Below are 20,473 nucleotides of genomic sequence, written 5' to 3'. Positions count from 1 at the left end.
GCAATAAAATAAATAGAATCAAATCCCAGCCAGTTGTTTTTAGCTGGGATTTTTACCATTTGCAATGATACAATCTTTGTACGAATTGCATCACTTTGTGCGCTGCTCACTCTTTCTGCCTTGCAGAAACATGGCAGTTAAATTTTAGGGCAGTGTCCCGTTCAAACAATTAAGGTAAAAGCATGAGCAACGAATTAAAAACTCAAGTTGTTGTACTAGGCGGTGGTCCTGGTGGTTATTCTGCGGCTTTCCGTGCTGCTGACTTGGGCTTAGAAGTTACATTAGTAGAATCTCGCGAAACATTAGGTGGCGTATGTCTTAATGTTGGTTGTATTCCTTCTAAAGCACTTTTACACGTAGCTAAAGTGATTGATGACGCAGCTGAAATGTCATCTCACGGTGTTACTTTTGGCGCACCAAAAATCGATCTTGACCAAGTTCGTACTTGGAAAGATTCTGTAGTTGGCCAGTTAACTGGTGGACTAGAGGGCATGGCCAAAATGCGTAAAGTGAAAGTTGTATCTGGATACGGCAAATTCACTGGCAGCAATACTTTAGTAGTTGAAGGCGCAGACGGCGCTACAACTATCACGTTTGATAACGCGATTATTGCAGCAGGTTCTAAACCAGTTAACTTACCTTTCATCCCACAAGATGACCGTGTAATTGATTCAACTGGTGCATTAGAACTTAAAGACGTACCAGAAAAACTACTTGTACTTGGTGGTGGTATTATCGGTCTTGAAATGGGTACGGTATACCGTGCGCTAGGTTCTGCAATTGATGTTGTAGAATTTGCTGATCAATTAGTACCAGCAGCTGATAAAGACATTATCAAAATTTACCAAAAATACGTAAGCAAAAAATTCAACGTAATGCTTTCGACTAAAGTTGTTGGTGTTGAAGCTAAAGAAGATGGCTTATACGTAACGTTTGAAGGTAAAAACGCACCAGCAGAACCAGTACGTTACGACAAAGTACTTGTTGCAGTTGGCCGTACTCCAAACGGTAACTTACTTGATGCTGAAAAAGCGGGCGTAAACGTTGATGAGCGTGGCTTTATTAATGTTGATAAGCAATTACGTACTAATGTAAGCCATATTTTTGCAATCGGCGACTTAGTTGGCCAGCCAATGCTTGCGCATAAAGCGGTTCATGAAGGTCATGTTGCTGCAGAAGTTATTTCTGGTCAGAAGCATTTCTTCGACCCTAAATGTATTCCTTCAATAGCGTACACTGACCCTGAAATCGCTTGGGTAGGTGTTACTGAGAAAGAAGCAAAAGAGCAAGGCTTAAAAATTGAAACTGCGGTATTCCCGTGGGCAGCATCTGGCCGTGCTATCGCATCTGCTCGTACTGAAGGTTCTACAAAACTTATCTTTGATAAAGAAAGTGGCCGTATAATCGGTGGTGCTATGATCGGTATTAACGCGGGCGAAATGCTTGGCGAAATCGGTTTAGGTATTGAAATGGGTGCAGATGGTGAAGACTTAGCGCTTACAATTCATGCTCACCCAACATTGAACGAATCAATCGGCCTTGCAGCTGAAATTTTTGAAGGTTCGATCACTGACCTACCAAACAAAAAAGCAGTTAAAAAGAAGTAATTTAACTCTTTAGCATTTGTTTGAAAAACCCAACTTAGGTTGGGTTTTTTTATGTCTGATTTTTAATTTGATAGATGTTGAATTAATTCAATGACTATAAATATAAGATTAAATAACAAGAAGTCGTTACAATGCGCGCTTAATTAATTGAAGGTAAATACAGTGAAAAACTCAGTTTTAGCATTACGCGCTCAACAAATAAGTGAATCCCGTCGAGAGTTTAATGCTCGAGGCGGTAAATTAGATCGCTGTGAGCAATGCTTAATAGCTAAGCACTACTGTATTTGTAAAGGTGTTGAACAGGCTGATTGTACGGCTGCAGTCTGTTTATTGATGTACCATAATGAAAGCTTTAAACCTTCAAATACCGGACGTTTAATTGCTGAAATAGTGCCTGATAATCACGCTTTTAGATGGGACAGAACAGATCCTAACCCAGCGCTTTTAGCTTTAATAAATGATTCGCAGTATCAGCCAATGGTCGTGTTTCCTGCTGAAGATGTAGAAGAGGGCAGAGCTATTACCGAAGTGAGTATTGAATTAGGTAAAAAGCCGCTATTTATATTTTTAGATGGTACGTGGCGAGAAGCAAAGAAAATGATTCGTAAAAGTCCCTATTTAGATAACCTGCCAGTGCTTTCTGTTACTGCTGATAAACTATCTGATTACCGATTACGTGTAGCCCCTCATGCGCATCAACTAGGCACTGCTGAAGTGGCTATTATGGTGTTAGCCCTTGCGGGCGAAATGGATGCATCAACAAAGCTTGAGCAACATTTTATAAAGTTTCGCGATGCGTATTTATTAGGTAAACGTAATAAAGGCAGGCCTGAGTCTGATCAGAGCTAACTTAAGCCGATTGTTTGCTCGTGTATTCTAAGTAAGTTATCGCTTTATTTTGAAGTGCTGTAAAACTTTCTTCAGATGTTAACTTTACAACTGTTTCATATAGTTGATTCATACTTGTATGCACTTGGCTAAATGAATGGAAGTCACTGCTTTCCATTTTTTTTGCTTCTTCTACTCTTTTTAAAAAATACTTATTAATATTAACTTTACCATTAAAATTTGTGCGGCCTATTGCATTTGCTAGCTTATTTAATTGATAACTAAATTCGTCATCACGGGCGGTTTCACCTCTTTGGGTTGTTCTGATATCACTTTCTAATTGAATAATAACGTTGAGTATCGTTTTAAACTCACTCATAGACATGTTAGAAAAATCGTATCCTTCTGGATTAAACAAAGCAGAATAAGGATTTTCTTTTGGGGTAGGAGCCGTAAAAATACAAATATACTCTGCTGTGCTATTTACTGGGCTATTAAGTGTGGAGACGTTTTTACTCGATTTAAAATTTATATCCATAAACTATTTATGTTCCTTCATATAAATTGTGCTCTGAAGCTGATGAGATTGCTATTTCCTCTATTATTAATATGTTTGACTTAATTACCTATGCAAATAAAAGCGCGCTCTATCTCTAGGCGCGCTTGCGGAATCTTCTAATTTTCTGCATCCTGCAATTGAACTTAATCAACTCCAATTTTTACTAATCCATGTTATTACAATATTACTTTTTAGTTCTATGTAATCTAGGCTATCCGGGCCTGTCTCCTTTAATTCCTGAACATCCTGTAAGGTAAATACTATTACCAAATCCTTCCATTGCACTTCCTAGTGCATCCGTGTATTAATCAATCCATTGTGTTGCCTAAAAGGCCTGTCCATCTATTCCTTAAACATCCTGTCAAACAACTTAAACCCTTGTTGTTATCCCTTTCGCACCTTCCTGATGCTATCCATTTTTACAACATTCCATTGTGTTACTCATCCTGAGCCTGTCCTAAAATCCGTATTTCCTTGGTAACCTAATCATTGGTTGGTCGAATAAATAATTTGCTTGTATTTAATCGATAAGCATCACTGCTTGGTTGATGGGTAAATTATAGGTGAATGGAGCAACTTAAATAGGGCTGAAACCATATTTAATTAGTATTTATGCAATAGCTAAAGTTTATTAATGCTTTATTTTCAATTAGTTATTTAACTAATGCTTGTTTTATATGTTGCTTTTTACTCATTAGCTGTCACATCCGTGAGAGATGTCTTACATGACATTTCTGTTTTAGACACCTTTTACCTACTTACAGCTATTTAAGGTGTGCACTTTTTAACTGTTCACGGTAGAATTATTTGATAATAATTATTATTTAGGTGGAATAATGAAGACACTCGCTATCACTTTAGGATTAATAGTATCGGCGCCAGCCTTTGCAAACGACGTCGTTAATATTTACTCTTTTCGCCAACCGTTTTTAATACAGCCAATTTTGGATGATTTTACAAAACAAACCGGCATCCAAACGAATGTTGTTTTTGCTAAAAAAGGATTAATTGAACGTGTTAAGCGCGAGGGAAAACATAGCAAAGCCGACTTAGTACTAACTTCTAACTTTAGTGCACTTATTCAATTAGAAGATTTAAAGTTAACGCAAACTATTAAAAGTGACAGCGTAAATGATAATGTGCCTGCAGCATTTCGTGATGGCGAAGGCCAGTGGGTTGCGCTAACAAAGCGTGTACGTAATGTTTATTCATCAAAAGAGCGAGTAGGTGCGTTACCAAACCTAACTTATGAAGAGTTGGCTGATCCTAAATATAAAGGGCAAATTTGCACTCGTTCGGGTAAGCATCCTTATAATTTGGGGCTTGTTGCATCAATGATAGCTCACCATGGTAAGGCTGATACTAAAACATGGCTTGAAGGCGTCAAAGCTAATTTAGCGCGCAAACCCCAAGGTAACGACCGTGCTCAAGTTAAAGCTGTTAAAGAAGGTTTGTGCAATTTAGCGTTAGGTAATAGTTATTACCTTGGAAAAATGTTGCAAGATAAAGAACAAAAAGGTTGGGCGGAAGCGGTAAATATTAATTTCCCGAACCAAATTAATCGTGGCTCGCACATAAATGTATCGGGTGCGGTTATTACTAAGTTCGCTAAAAATCCTGAAAATGCCTTGAAACTCATAGAGTATATGACCGACAATAAAGCACAAAACATGTATGCCTCACTAAATATGGAGTATCCAGTTAAGCCAGGTGTGCAATTATCCAGTTTGGTTGCGTCTTGGGGGAGCTTTAAGGAAGACAGCTTGCCACTCGATGAGATCAGTAAATATCGTCCGTTAGCGCTTAAGCTGATTGATGAGGTGAAGTTCGATCTTTAATGACTTATAAATTTAAGCTGTCTAAATGGCAGCTCTTTGCGTGGTCGACGGGTTTGATTCTGTCGGCCCCGTTGTTTTTTCTTCTTTTTGAATCTCTGCAAGGTAACTCTGAGGTGTTTTCTCATCTTTGGGATACAGTGCTTTGGGATTACATTACTAATACTGTGTTGCTGGTTTTAGGCGTTTGTGTGCTTAGCTGTGCTATTGCGCTGCCACTCGGTTGGCTTACTGCTTACTGTAGTTTTCCTGGTAAAAAGCAGTTTGAATGGGCACTTATGTTGCCCCTTGCTATGCCTACCTATATTATTGCCTATGTATACACTGATTTATTAGACTATGCGGGCCCTGTGCAAATAGCACTTAGAAAATGGTTTGGCTGGCAATCACCTAGTGACTATTGGTTTTTTGATATACGTACACTACCTGGCGCTATCGTTATGATTGCCTTGGTACTTTACCCGTATTTATTTTTAATTTTTAAAACAGCCCTTCGCGAACAGTCATTCAAATTAGTACAAGCTAGTCAATTAATGGGGCTATCTCCTAAACAAAGTTTTTTTAAAGTAAGTTTGGTGCTCTCTCGCGGCGCAATTGTTGCGGCTCTTGCACTCATTAGTATGGAAACTATGGCTGACTTTGCAACCGTCAGCTATTTTGCCGTGAGCACATTAACGACCGCCGTATACGATACATGGTTTGGTTATTATTCGCTTACAGCGGCCGCTAAAATATCGGGTGTAATGCTCTTACTTTTATTTTTGGCATTAATGGCAGAACGCTTTAGCCGCCGTAACCAAGCGGTATTTGAGCGCCAATCAAGTGTAAATAGCGAATCTCTCTATGTATTAAAAGGAAAGTCGGCTTGGCTAGCAACTGCATTTTGTGGCTTTATTTTACTTATCGCTTTTTTAATTCCCATTGCAGTACTCGTAAACTACGCAATTACCTACTTTGATAAAGCGTGGAACATTGAGTTTTTTAGCTATGCTTGGCAAAGTTTAAAAGTAGCAGGGATAGTGAGTGTAATAACCATTACGTTGAGTATTTTTGTGGTTTTTTATCAGCGTGTTGCAAAGCAAACGTATCCGCTTATTCCTGGGCGTTTAGCCAGTACGGGCTATGCATTGCCTGGTACAGTGCTCGCTATTGCTGTTTTATTACCACTTACATTATTAGAAAACACCATCAATGAAGCGCTCGAACCATATAATTTAGATATAGGTTTACTGCTTACAGGCAGTATTCTTACTATTATTATTGCTTACATTGTTAGGTTTTATGCCATCGCACACGGAGCGATAGAATCGAGTTTTTTACGCATTAGCCCATCACTCGATATGGCAAGTCAATCAATGGGTAAAAGCCAAGGGCAAACATTGCGTTTAATACATCTACCTTTATTACGCCGTGGACTACTTACGGCGGCATTACTGGTGTTTATTGAGTGCATGAAAGAGCTACCTGCGGCGTTATTGCTCAGACCGTTTAATTTTGAAAGCTTAGCAACTCATGTATTTCAGTATGTGAGTGACGAGCAGTTAGAGCTTGCTTCAATTTCGGCATTATTTATTGTTATTGTCGGGTTTATTCCTTTGTATCTTATTAATCGTTCTATGGAGCAACGTAGTTAAATGAGTAGTTTAATTTTACAAGGCGTGAGCTATCACTATAACGGCACAAAGGTTATTCACGATTTAGATTTAACAGTGGGCAAAGATGAAATTGTTTGTCTGCTCGGTGCAAGTGGTTGCGGTAAAACAACCACATTAAAAGCCATTGCAGGTTTAATTGAAGCCAAGCAAGGGTCTATTTTTATAGACGGTAAATTAGTGCGTAATGAGCAATCATTTGTCTCACCTGAGCATCGTAACATCGGCATGATGTTTCAAGACTATGCATTGTTTCCGCATTTAACGGTGGCAAATAATATCGCATTTGGGCTTAGTAAAATGAGTAAAGCCCAAAAGCAGCAACGCGTTGATGAGATGCTTAAGCTTGTTCATTTAATTGGCTGTGCCGATAGATTTCCTCATCAGTTATCGGGTGGTCAGCAGCAACGCGTAGCGATTGCTCGCGCATTAGCTTATAAACCTAGTTTGTTATTGCTTGATGAGCCTTTTTCAAACATTGATACACAAGTACGCTTTGAACTAATCGCCGATATACGTCGAATTATTAAGGCAACACAAGTCTCTGCTGTATTTGTTACGCACTCAAAAGAAGAGGCATTTGCCTTTTCCGATACACTTGCCATTATGCATCGCGGTAAAATTGCGCAACAAGGCACGCCAGAACAGCTTTTTGCAGCTCCAAGCTCAAAGGAGGTTGCAGAGTTTCTGGGTCAAGGCATATACTTAGAGGCAGAAGTATTAACGACAACTGAATATAATACACCGTTTGGCTTAGTTAAATCATATATTGGACATGAGCATAGAGCGAGTGTAGGGAAAATATATGTTCGTCCTCACCAGATTGAATTGGTAAGTGATTATCTATGTGACAGACACTGTGAACGAGCTACAATATTAAGTAGTCGCTTTATTGGTTCAGCGTATGTTTACACAGTCGTTATTGCTGAGCAAGAAGTTGAAGTTGCTGCACAATATGACCAATCATTTGAAAAAAATGAGCAGGTTATAATAAAAATAAAACCTCACACGGTGAACTTTTTCGAATCATAATTAATTTGTTATTCGCTGTGTTTTTATCTATAAAACTAAGGAATAACAATGGCGCAAGCGCAATCAGGGATTTGTGCTGAAGCAAACTTACACGGTTTGCACTTATTTTTTAATGTGTTTGATGGTCAAGATGAATCGTTACGCGTAAAACTAAAGCAAGTAAGCGCTATTGAAGAAGAATTTAGCGATCAGTTTTCAGAGTCAATGCTCTCTTGTATGGTCGCTATTGGTGCGCAATATTGGCCACATATCCTTCCTGAGTACATTCCAAGCGAATTACAGAGCTTTCCTAATATAAATCACAGCGATCACCAAATGAGCGTGCAACCGTGTGATTTGTTTGTGCAAATTCGCTCTGACCGTGAAGACGTTAACCATTTATTTGCCCTGCAAGTATTAAAGTTATTTGCTCCTGATGTAGAGCTGGTAGAGCAGGTTCGTAATTTTCGGTTTTTAGATGGACGAGACTTTAATGGCTTTATTTATGGTGGCGATTCTGCTCATGGTAGAAAAAAGCGTGCGACGGCACTAATAAATAAACCGGGTAGCTTTGAAGATCAAGGAAGTTATATTCATGTACAACGTTATAAGCATGACTTAACTGTGTGGCAGCATTTATCATTAAGTGAGCAAGAGCAAATAATGGGTCGTACGCGCCTTGATAACACACTAATTACCCCCGCGATCGAAACCAGCCATGCTTCGCGTAGTGAGCTAAAAGATGAAGACGGGCAACCGCTACTATTAAATCAAAGCATGCCTTATGGCGATGTGTATGAGCAGGGAATGTTATCAATTACATGCGCATGTAAAGGAACCGCGTTCGAAAAAATACTTAAAAGCCGTTTAGGCGAAGGTGATTGTTACGACCACTGGCTTGATTTTACTCAAGCCGATATGGGTTCTGCTTTTTTTGCACCTTCGGTCGGATTTTTAAAACAGATTTAATTACGATTAATAATCAAACCGTATCAAATAAAATGCGAACGCGTTCAAGTGTCACGTCTATTTCAGATATTTTAGCCGGGGCGATAAAAATAGTGTCATCGCCGGCAATAGTTCCTAGTACGCCATCTGCTTTACCTAATGAATCTAATAAACGAGCAATAAGCTGAGCCGCACCTGGGCTGGTACGAATGATGATCATCATTTCGTTGTGCATAATGTCGATTACTAATTGGCGTAATGGGCTTTTAGCCGTAGGTACACCCATTTCAGCAGGTAAGCAGTAAACCATTTCTTGCTTGGCATTACGTGTGCGTACAGCGCCAAACTTACTTAACATGCGTGATACTTTACTTTGGCTTATATTGTCAAAGCCTTGCTCTTTTAACGCATCAACTATTTCGCCTTGAGAGCCAAAGTTTTCTTCTTTTAAAAGCGATTTAAATGCTTTTACCAGTGCTTCTTGTTTATCTTGTGGTTGCATAGTCTTTATTCATTTTTGTTATTTATGCTGCAAATTCTACACAATAATGAATAATTATGCAGCAGTTGTTTAGTTAACTTGCCAGTTTGATGCGTTAAATCACAAAAGTTTACGACTATGGTCGAAAATATACTTGAAATAGACAGGATAAATTTGTTTTTAGTCGCTAATTTCATTATCTTAAGGGCCACAAATATTTCCTACCTCAAATGACGGAGAATTCCAATGAAAGTTGCTGTATTAGGTGCTGCAGGCGGTATCGGCCAAGCGTTGTCTTTATTATTAAAAACAGGCTTACCAGCTGGCTCTGAATTATCACTTTATGATGTTGCACCAGTAGTACCAGGTGTTGCGGTTGACCTTTCTCACATCCCAACAGATGTTAAAGTTGCAGGCTTTGGCGCAGACGATTTAAATAAAGCGCTTGAAGGTTCTGACATCGTTCTTATCCCAGCGGGTATGCCACGTAAACCAGGTATGGATCGTGCTGATTTATTCAATGTAAATGCTGGCATCATCAAAACGTTAGCAGAAGGCATTGTTGCCAGCTGTCCTAAAGCGTTAGTAGGTATTATTACTAACCCAGTAAACGGCACAGTTCCAATTGTTGCTGAAGTATTCAAAAAAGCAGGTACTTACGACGCTAAACGCGTATTCGGTATTACTACGCTTGACGTTATTCGTTCAGAAGCATTTGTTGCTGAACTTAAAGGCGTAGACGTAGCAACTGTAAAAGTACCAGTAATTGGTGGTCACTCAGGCACAACGATTCTGCCTCTACTTTCTCAAGTTGAAGGTGTTTCTTTCACAGATGAAGAAGTTGCTGCACTTACTCCACGTATTCAAAATGCGGGTACTGAAGTTGTAAATGCTAAAGCAGGCGGTGGTTCAGCTACGCTATCTATGGGTGCTGCTGCAGCGCGTTTTTGTATGTCTTTAGTTAAAGGCCTACAAGGTGAAGAAGTTGTAGATTACGCTTACGTTGCTGTTGAAAATGGCGATGCAGAGTACTTTGCACATCCAGTACGTTTAGGTAAAAACGGCGTAGAAGAAATTCTTTCTTACGGCGAACTAAGCGCATTTGAAACAAAAGCAAAAAATGACATGCTTGAAACATTGAAAAAAGACATCAAAGAAGGTGTTGATTTCATGGCGTAATAGCCGGTTTAAGCAACAAAAAAGCCTGCATTTGCAGGCTTTTTATTGCTCAGAATTAATGTCACACTGTGTAACTAGTTAAAACTAGTGGTCGCGGTCAACCGCAATACGGGCAAGGCTTATAAGTGCTTGCTTATAGTCAGACTCAGCTAAAAAGTCTAAACAGGCAATGGCTTTTTCGGCCTCAAGCTCTGCTTTTTGCATTGTAAACTCAAGCGCATTAGTTTGTTTTAGTGCAGTTAAAATTTCTTCTAAATGCTCCATACCATTACTGTACTCTATTGCATCACGAATAAGTTGCGTTTGCTGCTCGCTACCATGTTGCATAGCATAAATAAGCGGAAGGGTTGGTTTGCCTTCAGCTAAATCATCGCCAATGTTTTTACCTAGCTGCTCAGCATCCGCATTGTAATCGAGTACATCATCCACTAACTGAAACGCGGTGCCTAAATGCATACCGTATAAGTTTAATGCGTCGAGTGTCGCTTGGTCTTGCTCAGTAATAATGGCAGCAAGGCCTGTAGCTGCTTCAAATAATTTAGCCGTTTTAGAGTAAATAACCTGCATATAGCTGGCTTCAGTCGTATCTGGGTCATTGCAGTTCATCAGCTGCAATACTTCACCTTCAGCAATAATGTTTGTTGCATCGGCAAGTACTTGCATAACCTGCATTTTTCCAAGGCCAACCATAAGCTGAAATGAGCGAGTATAAATAAAGTCACCAACCAATACGCTAGCAGCATTACCAAATTCAGCATTTGCAGTAGGCGTGCCACGTCGTAAGTTTGATTCATCTACAACATCATCATGCAATAGCGTTGCTGTATGGATAAACTCAACAATTGTTGCAAGTGTTATGTGATCTTTACCCTGATAACCGAGCGCCTTGGCTGCTAAAATTGCGAGCATTGGACGAACACGTTTGCCGCCACTGCTAACTATATATAAACCAAGCTGATTAACTAACGCCACATCTGAGCGCATTTGCGCATGTATAAGTTGATTGACGTCATTCATATCGCTTTCGATTAACGCCTGGATAGCTTTTATATCCATTGATCTCCGAGCCAATTTTTATGTGTGAACGGCGCAGATTGTACAACAAAAAATGCACTAGCTCGATATTTTGTGACGATTGATTGAAAAAACACTATTAAAGTACTGAATAAGAGCTTAATTGGTTGAGATAACTGATTAATAGATAACCAATATGCAATATGAGTCGCGCTTAGATATTATACAGCGAGAGCTCTATTTAAGCGCATTAACTTATTTCGCTTAACAGCTAAAAAGCACTTGGCAAAAGGGTCAATTAATATAAACTGGGGGAAATATTGAATTACTCTCAATGCAGCTACTTTTTATTCATTTTAATTACAAAATAGGCTTGCTAGTTATTTCGCGTTAGCGTAAACTTCGCGCCCTATCGAAGAATATTTTAGTTGCACCGATTTGAGGGTGCACAGACGGAGTTAATTATGTACGCGGTTTTCCAAAGTGGTGGTAAACAGCATCGTGTGACTGAAGGTCAAACGATTCGTCTTGAAAAATTAGACGTTGAAACTGGTGCGGCAGTAGAATTTGATTCAGTACTTTTAGTTGCTGATGGTGAGAAAATCGAGATCGGTGTACCGTTCGTAAACGGTGGCAAGATAACAGCTGAGGTTGTTTCACATGGTCGCGGTGAGAAGATTAAGGTTGTTAAATTTAGACGCCGTAAGCATTCTCGTAAGCAAATGGGCCATCGTCAATGGTTCACTGAAGTTAAAATCACTAGCATTAGCGCTTAATTAGAGGTACTTAGAAATGGCACATAAAAAAGCAGCTGGTAGTACTCGTAACGGTCGCGATTCAGAAAGCAAACGCTTAGGTGTTAAGCGTTTTGGTGGCGAATCAGTTCTAGCGGGTAGCATCATTGTTCGTCAGCGTGGAACTCGTTTCCACCCTGGTACAAACGTAGGTATCGGTAAAGACCACACTATCTTCGCAAAAGCAGATGGTAAAGTTCAGTTTGAACAGAAAGGTCCTTTAAACCGTAAATACGTAACTATCGTAACTGAGTAATCAGTAAGGTAGTTAAAAAACCCCGCCTTTGCGGGGTTTTTTGTTTTAAGAAAAAAATATATACCCAAGCCAAGCCTGCAATCAGCTTGGCTTCGGTATATAATAGTTAAATTAACAAGCCAATCCCTAAAGTGAGTAATCATGAAGTTTGTAGATGAAGTAGAAATTCGCGCAGAAGCTGGAGACGGTGGCAGCGGCATCGTGTCTTTCCGTCGTGAAAAATATGTTCCAGATGGTGGACCAGACGGCGGTGACGGTGGAGACGGTGGTAGTGTTTATCTACAAGCTGATGAAAACTTAAATACCCTCATTGATTATCAGTTTGAGCGTTTCCATAGAGCTGAACGTGGTACTAACGGTCGTAGCCGTAACTGTACAGGCCGAAAAGCCGATGACTTATTTGTTATGGTGCCTGTAGGCACTCGCATCATGGATGTTGATACCCAAGAGGGACTTGGTGATTTAACGCAACATGGTCAACGTATTTTGGTTGCAAAAGGTGGTTTCCACGGCTTGGGGAATGCACGTTTTAAATCAAGTACTAACCGAGCACCTCGTCAAAAAACCTTGGGTACTGAAGGCGAAGTACGTAATTTAAAATTAGAGTTGCTACTATTAGCGGATGTAGGCTTACTAGGGCTTCCTAACGCAGGTAAATCTACGTTTATCCGTAGTGTATCAGCAGCAAGGCCTAAAGTAGCTGATTACCCGTTTACAACGCTTATTCCTAATTTGGGTGTAGTGCGTCCAGAAGCGAATAAATCATTTGTAATAGCTGACATACCAGGCTTAATTGAAGGTGCATCTGATGGTGCAGGCTTAGGCATCCGCTTCTTGAAGCATTTAGAGCGTTGTCGTGTGTTATTACACATTATCGATGTAATGCCGGTAGATGGTTCAAACCCTGTTGATAATGCATTCTCGATTATTAACGAGTTACATCAATACAGCCCTAAATTAGCTGAGAAGCCACGTTGGTTAGTTTTTAATAAAATAGATTTATTACCAGAGGACGAAGCAAAAGCGTTATGTGAAGCTATTGCAGAAGAACTGGGCGAAACTGAAAATATTTATCACATTTCAGCGATTAATAAACTCAATACTCAACCTTTAATTCACAACATAATGACACTACTCGATAGCATGCCTAAAGAGAAGTTTGTACAGGTTGAAGATGAAGAGATTGAATTCAAGTGGGATACCTATCATGAAAAAGCCACTAAAGGTAAGGGCAATGATGATGATTGGGACGACTGGGATGAAGATGATTACGACGTAGAAGTTGTCTACGAGCGCTAATTAAATAGAATTTATAAAAAGGAGCTTATGCTCCTTTTTCTTTGTTTAAAAATAAAGTACTAGGTATTTAATATGATAATTTCAATGATTGCAGCAATGGCAAATAACCGTGTAATTGGCCTAGATAATAAAATGCCATGGCATTTACCTGCAGATCTTCAGCATTTTAAAAAAGTGACTACAGGTAAGCCTGTAATTATGGGTCGTAAAACTTTTGAATCTATCGGACGTCCTCTGCCTGGGCGACGTAATATTATTATTACTCGTAATCTTGGGTATCAAGCTGATGGAATTGAAACGGTAGCAACACCAGAGGCTGCATTGAATTTAGTTTCTGACGCTGAAGAAGTAATGATCATTGGTGGTGGAAATATTTATCAGCAGTTTTTAGAGCGTGCAGATCGCTTATATTTAACGTTTATAGATTTAGATGTAGAAGGCGATACACAATTCCCAGATTATCAAAAAATAGCTAAATGGGAGCTTAAAGAAGAGTTAAGTATGCAGCCTGATAATAAAAACAAATCTAGTTATAAATTCGTAACTTTATATAAAATTCAATAACATTATTGCGAAAATCTACGTGTGTTGGTACAATATTAACCAATCAACATAGGTAAAAAGTACCATAAAGGGTTTTTCATGTTTAAATTACCAAAGCTAGTTATTGTTACTGCTATTGCAGTAGGTTCATTTTCGTATGTAGCGCCTGCAAACGCTGAAGATCAATTAGCTGTATCTATTTGCGAGTATATAGCAGCGGACGATAAAAACCGTTTACGTAGTAAACTTAAAAGTTCTCGTGTAAAAATTCGTAATATCTACGATGCAATACAATGTAATGGTAATAACTTATTACGCCATGCAGTTGCAAGCAACGCAGTAGGTACTGGTGAATACATTGTTAAAAACCTTTCAAAAAGTTCATTAGCTGATGGCGCAGATATCGCTTGGGCTGAAGGTAACCATGCTGGTTCACCACTTATTGCTGTAATTAAAGACCGTGCTGGTCTGTAATTAAAAAGCATTTAAAAGCCGCGTTTTATACGCGGTTTTTTTGTAACTAAAAATCATGTAGCTGTGATTTTTCAATAAAAAGCCGATATTACTATGTAATATCGGCTTTTTATTGAAAGGGTGATTATCTTATACCAATCTGCTTATATGTGGGGTCTATTTAACGTTAAGAAAATTACGCTAGAACTAGGCAAAAATTTTTGTATCTAGTGTTCTAAATAAAAAATTTTTAACGACGTTATAGTGCAATTTAATTCGTTAAATTGATCAAAGATTTATGCAGGTTGGTATTATACCAACCTGTTTAGATATGAGGTCTATTTAACTCTATGCAGATTGGTACTACTCTTTAATAAAGGCCTCACCTTCAACCATCCATTTAGCAGCAGGTTTACCTTTTAAGTAATGATCAAAATACTGCATCATACGCACAGAAAAGTCGACCTGATTAGGAAACTTTTTCAAGTGATGCGGTTCACCTTCGTATTGTAAAAAGGTTGCATCTTTACCTGCACGACGAAGTGCTAAGTAGTACTGCACGCTTTCATGCCAAGGTACGGCATCATCTTTATCACCAGACATTATCAAAATAGGCGTATTCACTTTGTCTGCAAAAAACACCGGTGAGTTTTCTATGTACAGATCTGGTGCTTCAAATAAGTTTTTACCTATACGGCTTTGCCCTGTTTCGTATTGGAATTGACGAGCAAGACCCGATTTTAATCGAATGCCGCTATAAGCACTGGTCATGTTTGATACTGGTGCACCTGATACAACCGCTTTGAACATATCTGTTTGGGTTATCATAAACGCACTTTGATAACCTGCCCATGAGTGCCCTTGTAAGCCAATTTTGTTTTTATCAGCTATACCTAAATCAATAAGCTTTTGGGTGGCGTTTATCATGGTTTGCGTTGACGATTTACCCGGGTGACCTATTTCAAAGCGAATATCAGGTAAAAATACCGCATAACCGTTTGAGGTAAACATAGGAAAATTAGGGCGATGGTTTAATTCCATTTTTGGAAAGTCATACATACGCTGGCTCATGTAACGGTAAAAATACACAACCACAGGTACTTTATCGCCTTTTTTATAGCCCGCTGGTTTTATTAGCACGCCCTGTAAGTCTTCGCCATCAAAACCTTTATAGCTTATTAGTTCTGGCTTTTCGCCCCACGCAAAATTACTAATTTGCGGGTTTAGGGTGGTCACTTGTTTTGGTGCGCTAAAGCTAAAATCAGTTTGGTAGTAATCAGGAAATTGGCTATAAGTTTGCGAGGTAAATAAGTACTTGTCAGCCTTTTTGGCTTTTTTAACTATATCAAAGCGTTTATTACCGCTAAGCACCTTAGTTAGTGTGTTAGTGGTTAAGTCGAGCTTTGCAACTTCGCTTTGTTTAGTTTGTAAGTTAATAGCAGAGACAAGTAATGTATCGCCTTTTTTAAAGCCCACTTGGGTTTTATCAAGCTTAATAACACGGTACTGCGTATTGCTTTGCTTACCATTAGTTAGGCGTTTAGCTTGCTTAGTTTTTACGTCAAATGCCCAAATATCGTATTTGCTATAAGCAAGCACTTGGCTGCTATCGGTCATCCAACCAGCAAAACCATAACCAGGTTGAGTAGATGGGTAGTCGTGTTTATCATCAGCAAAGGTTGCCTGAATCGCTTTTGTAAGCGATGTTACTTTATTATTTTTTAAATCTTTTAACTGTATTTGGCTGTCGTTAAAATAAGCTGCAAATTCACCGTTTGGTGCAAGGCTTGGTCTAAACGGATAGTTACTAATAATGGGAGTTTGTTTACCGGTGTTTATATTTACTGCAAAGTAATCAGCAAAAAAACCGCCGTACATTATTTTTTCTAGGTAGGGGATGTTAGATGAGCCAAGTAAAGATACATCTCGCTGAGGGTTTAGTGCAACCTCAGGCATATTAGTGGTACTGAGCTGTACCACTTTTTGCGAGTTAACGTGATATACCGCGCTGTAATGGCGGTTTTTATTAACTTCGTTCCATTGCTGTTCTTCACGCGGTTTTATTTGCGCATCGTTGTTGTGCCATACATCTAAACCTTTATGTTCACGTATGGTATCAAAGTCGTACAATGAGGCTTCGTCGGTATATTCTTTGGCTTTTACTTTAGCTGCTAATTTTGGATGGTTTTCAAAATATAAGCGCTCGCCATTTTCTGACCATTTAAGGGATGCTGTTTTACCTAGGGTCCATGCTTTATTAGGTGAATCTATAGTTGCAAGCTTCTCGTTTTTATATAGCTGTAAAGTGTAGCTTCGACGGCGCGTGTCATCATTTACATAGTTACCCAATGTAAATGCTGCAATATTGTCAGTTGGGTGCCACGCTATTTTATTTGCGATTACGCCCGGTTCATCAATTAATACACTGCTATTAAAGTCACTTAGCTCAATTAACGCTATTTGGTTGTTATTACCGTCGCTGTAACTTTGACTCACTAATAGCTGGCTGTTAGCTGAGTTAATAGCGTAGCTAAATACGTTTTCTATTGTATGGCTGCGTTTATCAGATAAATTTACGATAACAAGTGGATAGCTCTTATCTTTTTTATCGGGCGTGATAGCGTTGTCTTCTTCGTTTTTAGCGCTATCGGTTTTATCTTCTACTTTTGCGTCATCGTCTTTTTTATTTAAACGATAAGCAAGCCACATACCATCATCAGATAACGTGTAATCTTTTACATCAGCAAAGCTTTGTTGAGCACCTGATTGTGTGTTTACGAGTACCAGATTGTTTTTAAGTGTGTCTTTTTTTTTGGTTGTTTCTTTTTCAAGTAAGGTAGGTACTTGTGTAAAAGCGACCCAGTTAGCGGCCTTATTAATATGAGGCTTTGTACCGCGTTCTACTTCTGCGATGAGTGTATTGCTTTGTAGTGAGTAAACTTGGCCAGTTGCATTTCCACGATACGGCGTTGCACTAAAAGTGAGTACTTGGCCATTGTCAGATAGTTGCGTGCTTTTAGCTGATTTAAAACTAAATATGTCTTTAAATTGTAGCGATTCTTTGGCGTGTATGCCGGTGCTAGTTAAGCTGGCAATGAGTGCCGTGCTTAATAAGGTGAGTTTTGTTTTCATTATTGATTCTCGTATTATGACATTGTTTCATTGTAACGAGTTTGGTTCATAATTCGAGCGGATCGGATAAATGGCAGCTATATACGATAAAACGACCCGTAGGTCGTTTTATCGTATTTAATTTATTAATTTAGCAAACATTACAGCCAAATTTTTTGTAGCTCAAGCCATTGTTTTTCAAATTGAGTACTTGGTTTAACTTTAAAGTCGCTACGTACAAACTGATTCATTTTTCCTTCAACGTAAGCAAGTAAAAAGTTTGCAAGCGTAAGCTCATCACTTTGAAAGTTTTTACCTTCACGAAGCTTTCTCTCACGAAGTACTTGTTTAAACTGAGTTTCTAGTTTTTCAAAAAAACTTTGTACACGCTCACGTAATCGCTCTTGTTCACCTTGCAGAGCATCGCCAGTTAGAATACGTGTAATGCCTGGGTTTTTTTCAGCAAATGTGAGTAGCAGCAATAAAATATTATATATACGTGCTTGGCTTTCTTTTTCGTTTTCTAAAATAAGGTTAATGCGCGATAAAAGAGTATCTTCAATAAACTCAATTAAGCCCTCAAACATACGTGCTTTGCTCGGAAAGTGGCGATATAACGCAGCTTCAGATACACCTACCTCAGCAGCTAGCTTAGCTGTAGTGATTCGTTGCCCTGGGCTGGTTTCTAGCATTTGTGCGAGTGCTTGCAGTATTTGCTCTTTGCGATTACTTCTTTTTGTCGCAGGCATGAACATTCCTTTTTATTAGTTATTCTTAGTGGCGCAGTTAAAAACCCTAGTCATTTTTTGTTCAAATGAATGGCGTATGTTAATGTTTTATTCAGTTTGTTTCCAGCCTTTTTATAGATGTTTGGCCAGCTGTTCGATCACCTTGCGGGCTATTTCTGTTTTACTTGTTGGTGGTAATTCTAGTTGTTCATTATGCCAGTACAGTGTTAAAGCATTATGATCGGAATTAAACCCTAAGCCACTTTTTGACACGTCATTAGCGCAAATCATATCTAGGTTTTTGTTTTTTAGTTTACCTTTAGCGTAGTTTTCTACGTTTTGTGTTTCAGCGGCAAACCCTACTGTATAAGGGCGGTTTTGCTTAAGATTAGCAACAGCAGCAATTACGTCAGGGTTTTTAGTTAAAGTCAGTGTGAGTTCGTCGCCTTGCTTTTTCATTTTTTGAGTCGCAATATTTGCAGCTCGGTAATCTGCAACAGCAGCACAGCCAATAAAAGCATCTGATTGTGGCGCGTAAGCAAGTGATTCAGTTAATAACTGCTCAGCGCTTTCTATATTAATAAGATTTGCGCCAGTAGGGGCTTTTATAGTTACAGGGCCTGAAATTAAGTTAACCTTTGCGCCAAGTAATAAAGCCGCTTCTGCAAGTGCGTAGCCCATCTTCCCTGAGCTGTGATTTGATATAAAACGCACCGGATCGAGTGGCTCTCGCGTTGGACCTGCTGTTATTGTAATTGTTTTGCCAACAAGCAGTTGTGGGTGCTCTTTTGTAATACATAGCTGGACAAGTTCATGTGGCTCTAGCATGCGTCCTGCGCCAACATCGCCACAAGCTTGCTCGCCTTTGCCTGGCCCCCAAATAAGTACGTTACGTGCCTTTAGCGTTGCCAAGTTAGCCTGTGTGGCTGCGTGGGCATACATTTGTTGATTCATTGCTGGCGCAACAGCTACTTTTGCAGGTGTCGCCAGTAGCAGCGTAGTTAGTAAATCATCAGCAATACCAGCGGCCATTTTGGCGATAATATTACACGTTGCAGGAGCAACTAAAATTAGATCAGCCCATTTTGCAAATTCAATATGGCCCATTGCAGCTTCGGCTGAAGGGTCTAATAATGAATCTGAGACAATTTCGCCGCTTACAGCTTGCATAGTCAATGGTGTAATAAAGTGCTTAGCGGATTCAGTCATGACTACTTTTACTTCACAACCAGAATCTTTTAATCGCCTTACTAGCTCAGCGCATTTATAAGCCGCAATACCACCGCTAATGCCAAGTACAATTTTTTTGTTCGTTAAAGTGATCATGGTTGTTTATCAGTCTTATTTAATATTGTGTCTAAAATAACAAATCTTTGCTTATTGAGCTAAGTTTTAATACTAAAATAACGGGCAAAATTTGAATTTTGCATTACATTTATAGAACACTTTTGCTCCTCAAGGATGAATAATGCAACTCACTGCACTACCTAATTCGCTTCGCCCTCGTGAAAAGCTCATTGAAAAAGGGGCCAAAGCATTAAGTGATGCAGAGCTTCTAGCTATATTTTTACGTACTGGGTTACCGGGTATGAATGTTATTGAGCTGGCTCAACATTTATTGAATGAAAATAAAACACTGCATAATTTATTTAACGCCAGTATTGAAGAGTTTTGCTCTCAAAAGGGATTAGGAACTGCTAAGTATGTACAGCTACAAGCTGTACTTGAGTTAAGTCAACGTTACATGCAGGAACGTTGCCAACGAGATGCCGTATTTAATTCGCCAAATTCAGTCTACGATTACCTGACAATTCAAATGCGTGGTTTGCAGCAAGAAGTGTTTATGGTGTTATATCTCGATAGTCAAAATCGTTTAGTTAAAGACGAAATACTTTTTTATGGCACAATTAATTCTGCCAGTGTTTATCCGCGTGAAGTGGTAAAGGCTGCGCTAAAGAATAATGCGGCTGCTGTTATTTTTGCTCATAATCACCCAAGTGGCATTGCAGAGCCAAGCCAAGCAGATAAACTCATCACTAATAAATTACAACAAGCGCTGCAATTGGTCGACATAAGTGTGCTCGATCACATCATTGTTGGCGGTGAAACTTGTGTTTCGTTTGCTGAGCGAGGCCTAATTTAGCTCCTTAGATAGATAAATGTGCTAAAAATGAG

Annotated in this window: 19 protein-coding genes; 13 read left to right on the top strand and 6 right to left on the bottom strand. The window is 39.1% G+C overall.

What is annotated here, in order from left to right:
• Positions 1-182: 182 nt before the first annotated feature.
• Entirely contained in the window at positions 183-1,607 is a 1,425-nt protein-coding gene (lpdA, locus tag AOR04_RS15280) for a dihydrolipoyl dehydrogenase (protein WP_096793813.1), read from the top strand.
• A 162-nt stretch (positions 1,608-1,769) separates the two neighbouring features.
• Positions 1,770-2,456, top strand: coding sequence for a tRNA-uridine aminocarboxypropyltransferase (locus AOR04_RS15275; RefSeq protein ID WP_007378727.1), 687 nt, complete (start codon positions 1,770-1,772; stop codon positions 2,454-2,456).
• A gap of 1 nt (position 2,457) precedes the next feature.
• Here AOR04_RS15275 and AOR04_RS15270 read toward each other — a convergent pair whose 3' ends face one another.
• Positions 2,458-2,973 carry a hypothetical protein gene (locus AOR04_RS15270; RefSeq protein WP_096793812.1) on the bottom strand — a complete coding sequence of 172 codons (516 nt, stop codon included), beginning with the start codon at positions 2,971-2,973 and terminating at the stop codon, positions 2,458-2,460.
• A gap of 854 nt (positions 2,974-3,827) precedes the next feature.
• Between AOR04_RS15270 and AOR04_RS15265 the strand changes: the two genes are divergently transcribed.
• From AOR04_RS15265 to AOR04_RS15250, 4 genes are read left to right on the top strand one after another with little or no spacing between them, the layout of a single operon-like run.
• Positions 3,828-4,832, top strand: coding sequence for an extracellular solute-binding protein (locus AOR04_RS15265; protein WP_096793811.1), 1,005 nt, complete (start codon positions 3,828-3,830; stop codon positions 4,830-4,832).
• A complete protein-coding gene (locus AOR04_RS15260) occupies positions 4,832-6,463 on the top strand; it encodes an ABC transporter permease (RefSeq protein ID WP_096793810.1) in 1,632 nt (543 codons plus the stop codon). The genes AOR04_RS15265 and AOR04_RS15260 overlap by 1 nt, the downstream gene beginning before the upstream one ends.
• On the top strand, positions 6,464-7,513 hold the full coding sequence (locus AOR04_RS15255) for an ABC transporter ATP-binding protein (RefSeq protein ID WP_096793809.1): 1,050 nt from the start codon (positions 6,464-6,466) through the stop codon (positions 7,511-7,513).
• Between the two features lie 48 nt (positions 7,514-7,561).
• On the top strand, positions 7,562-8,461 hold the full coding sequence (locus tag AOR04_RS15250) for a Dyp-type peroxidase (RefSeq protein WP_096793808.1): 900 nt from the start codon (positions 7,562-7,564) through the stop codon (positions 8,459-8,461).
• A gap of 13 nt (positions 8,462-8,474) precedes the next feature.
• Here the strand turns inward: AOR04_RS15250 and argR are convergent, their stop codons facing one another.
• Positions 8,475-8,942, bottom strand: coding sequence for a transcriptional regulator ArgR (argR, locus tag AOR04_RS15245; RefSeq protein ID WP_006794541.1), 468 nt, complete (start codon positions 8,940-8,942; stop codon positions 8,475-8,477).
• Positions 8,943-9,167: 225 nt separating this feature from the next.
• Between argR and mdh the strand changes: the two genes are divergently transcribed.
• A complete protein-coding gene (gene mdh / locus AOR04_RS15235; RefSeq protein WP_002957751.1) occupies positions 9,168-10,100 on the top strand; it encodes a malate dehydrogenase in 933 nt (310 codons plus the stop codon).
• Positions 10,101-10,184: 84 nt separating this feature from the next.
• Here mdh and ispB read toward each other — a convergent pair whose 3' ends face one another.
• On the bottom strand, positions 10,185-11,156 hold the full coding sequence (gene ispB / locus AOR04_RS15230; RefSeq protein WP_096793807.1) for an octaprenyl diphosphate synthase: 972 nt from the start codon (positions 11,154-11,156) through the stop codon (positions 10,185-10,187).
• Positions 11,157-11,578: 422 nt separating this feature from the next.
• Here ispB and rplU point away from each other — a divergent pair, with 422 nt between their 5' ends.
• From rplU to AOR04_RS15205, 5 genes are all read left to right on the top strand, one after another.
• Positions 11,579-11,890 (top strand): 50S ribosomal protein L21, encoded by a 312-nt coding sequence (rplU, locus tag AOR04_RS15225; protein WP_002957748.1) that lies wholly within the window; start codon positions 11,579-11,581, stop codon positions 11,888-11,890.
• A 16-nt stretch (positions 11,891-11,906) separates the two neighbouring features.
• Entirely contained in the window at positions 11,907-12,164 is a 258-nt protein-coding gene (gene rpmA, locus AOR04_RS15220; protein WP_002957747.1) for a 50S ribosomal protein L27, read from the top strand.
• Between the two features lie 141 nt (positions 12,165-12,305).
• Complete coding sequence (cgtA, locus tag AOR04_RS15215; protein WP_007378734.1) at positions 12,306-13,463, top strand: Obg family GTPase CgtA; 1,158 nt, start codon at positions 12,306-12,308, stop codon at positions 13,461-13,463.
• 72 nt (positions 13,464-13,535) lie between these two features.
• Positions 13,536-14,027, top strand: a complete 492-nt coding sequence (gene folA, locus AOR04_RS15210) for a type 3 dihydrofolate reductase (RefSeq protein ID WP_008136828.1) — start codon at positions 13,536-13,538, stop codon at positions 14,025-14,027.
• A gap of 78 nt (positions 14,028-14,105) precedes the next feature.
• The gene (locus AOR04_RS15205; RefSeq protein ID WP_007378736.1) at positions 14,106-14,480 is read left to right on the top strand and encodes a DUF3718 domain-containing protein; all 375 of its coding nucleotides are present in this window, start codon (positions 14,106-14,108) and stop codon (positions 14,478-14,480) included.
• Positions 14,481-14,822: 342 nt separating this feature from the next.
• On the opposite strand, the gene AOR04_RS15200 is transcribed toward AOR04_RS15205, so the two are convergent.
• The 3 genes from AOR04_RS15200 to coaBC all read right to left on the bottom strand — a co-directional run bounded on the left by AOR04_RS15200 (position 14,823) and on the right by coaBC (position 19,624).
• Positions 14,823-17,591 carry a S9 family peptidase gene (locus tag AOR04_RS15200; protein WP_096793806.1) on the bottom strand — a complete coding sequence of 923 codons (2,769 nt, stop codon included), beginning with the start codon at positions 17,589-17,591 and terminating at the stop codon, positions 14,823-14,825.
• Positions 17,592-17,731: 140 nt separating this feature from the next.
• On the bottom strand, positions 17,732-18,319 hold the full coding sequence (slmA, locus tag AOR04_RS15195; RefSeq protein WP_007378613.1) for a nucleoid occlusion factor SlmA: 588 nt from the start codon (positions 18,317-18,319) through the stop codon (positions 17,732-17,734).
• A gap of 111 nt (positions 18,320-18,430) precedes the next feature.
• Positions 18,431-19,624 (bottom strand): bifunctional phosphopantothenoylcysteine decarboxylase/phosphopantothenate--cysteine ligase CoaBC, encoded by a 1,194-nt coding sequence (gene coaBC, locus AOR04_RS15190; RefSeq protein WP_008138084.1) that lies wholly within the window; start codon positions 19,622-19,624, stop codon positions 18,431-18,433.
• A 142-nt stretch (positions 19,625-19,766) separates the two neighbouring features.
• On the opposite strand from coaBC, the gene radC reads away from it, so the two are divergent.
• Positions 19,767-20,441 carry a RadC family protein gene (radC, locus tag AOR04_RS15185; RefSeq protein ID WP_007378615.1) on the top strand — a complete coding sequence of 225 codons (675 nt, stop codon included), beginning with the start codon at positions 19,767-19,769 and terminating at the stop codon, positions 20,439-20,441.
• Positions 20,442-20,473: the final 32 nt, after the last annotated feature.

The organism is Pseudoalteromonas sp. 1_2015MBL_MicDiv (assembly GCF_002407505.1).
GTDB classification, from domain to species: domain Bacteria; phylum Pseudomonadota; class Gammaproteobacteria; order Enterobacterales; family Alteromonadaceae; genus Pseudoalteromonas; species Pseudoalteromonas fuliginea.
Note: the sequence above shows the minus strand (reverse complement) of the source record. Positions and strands in the feature narration are given on the sequence as shown.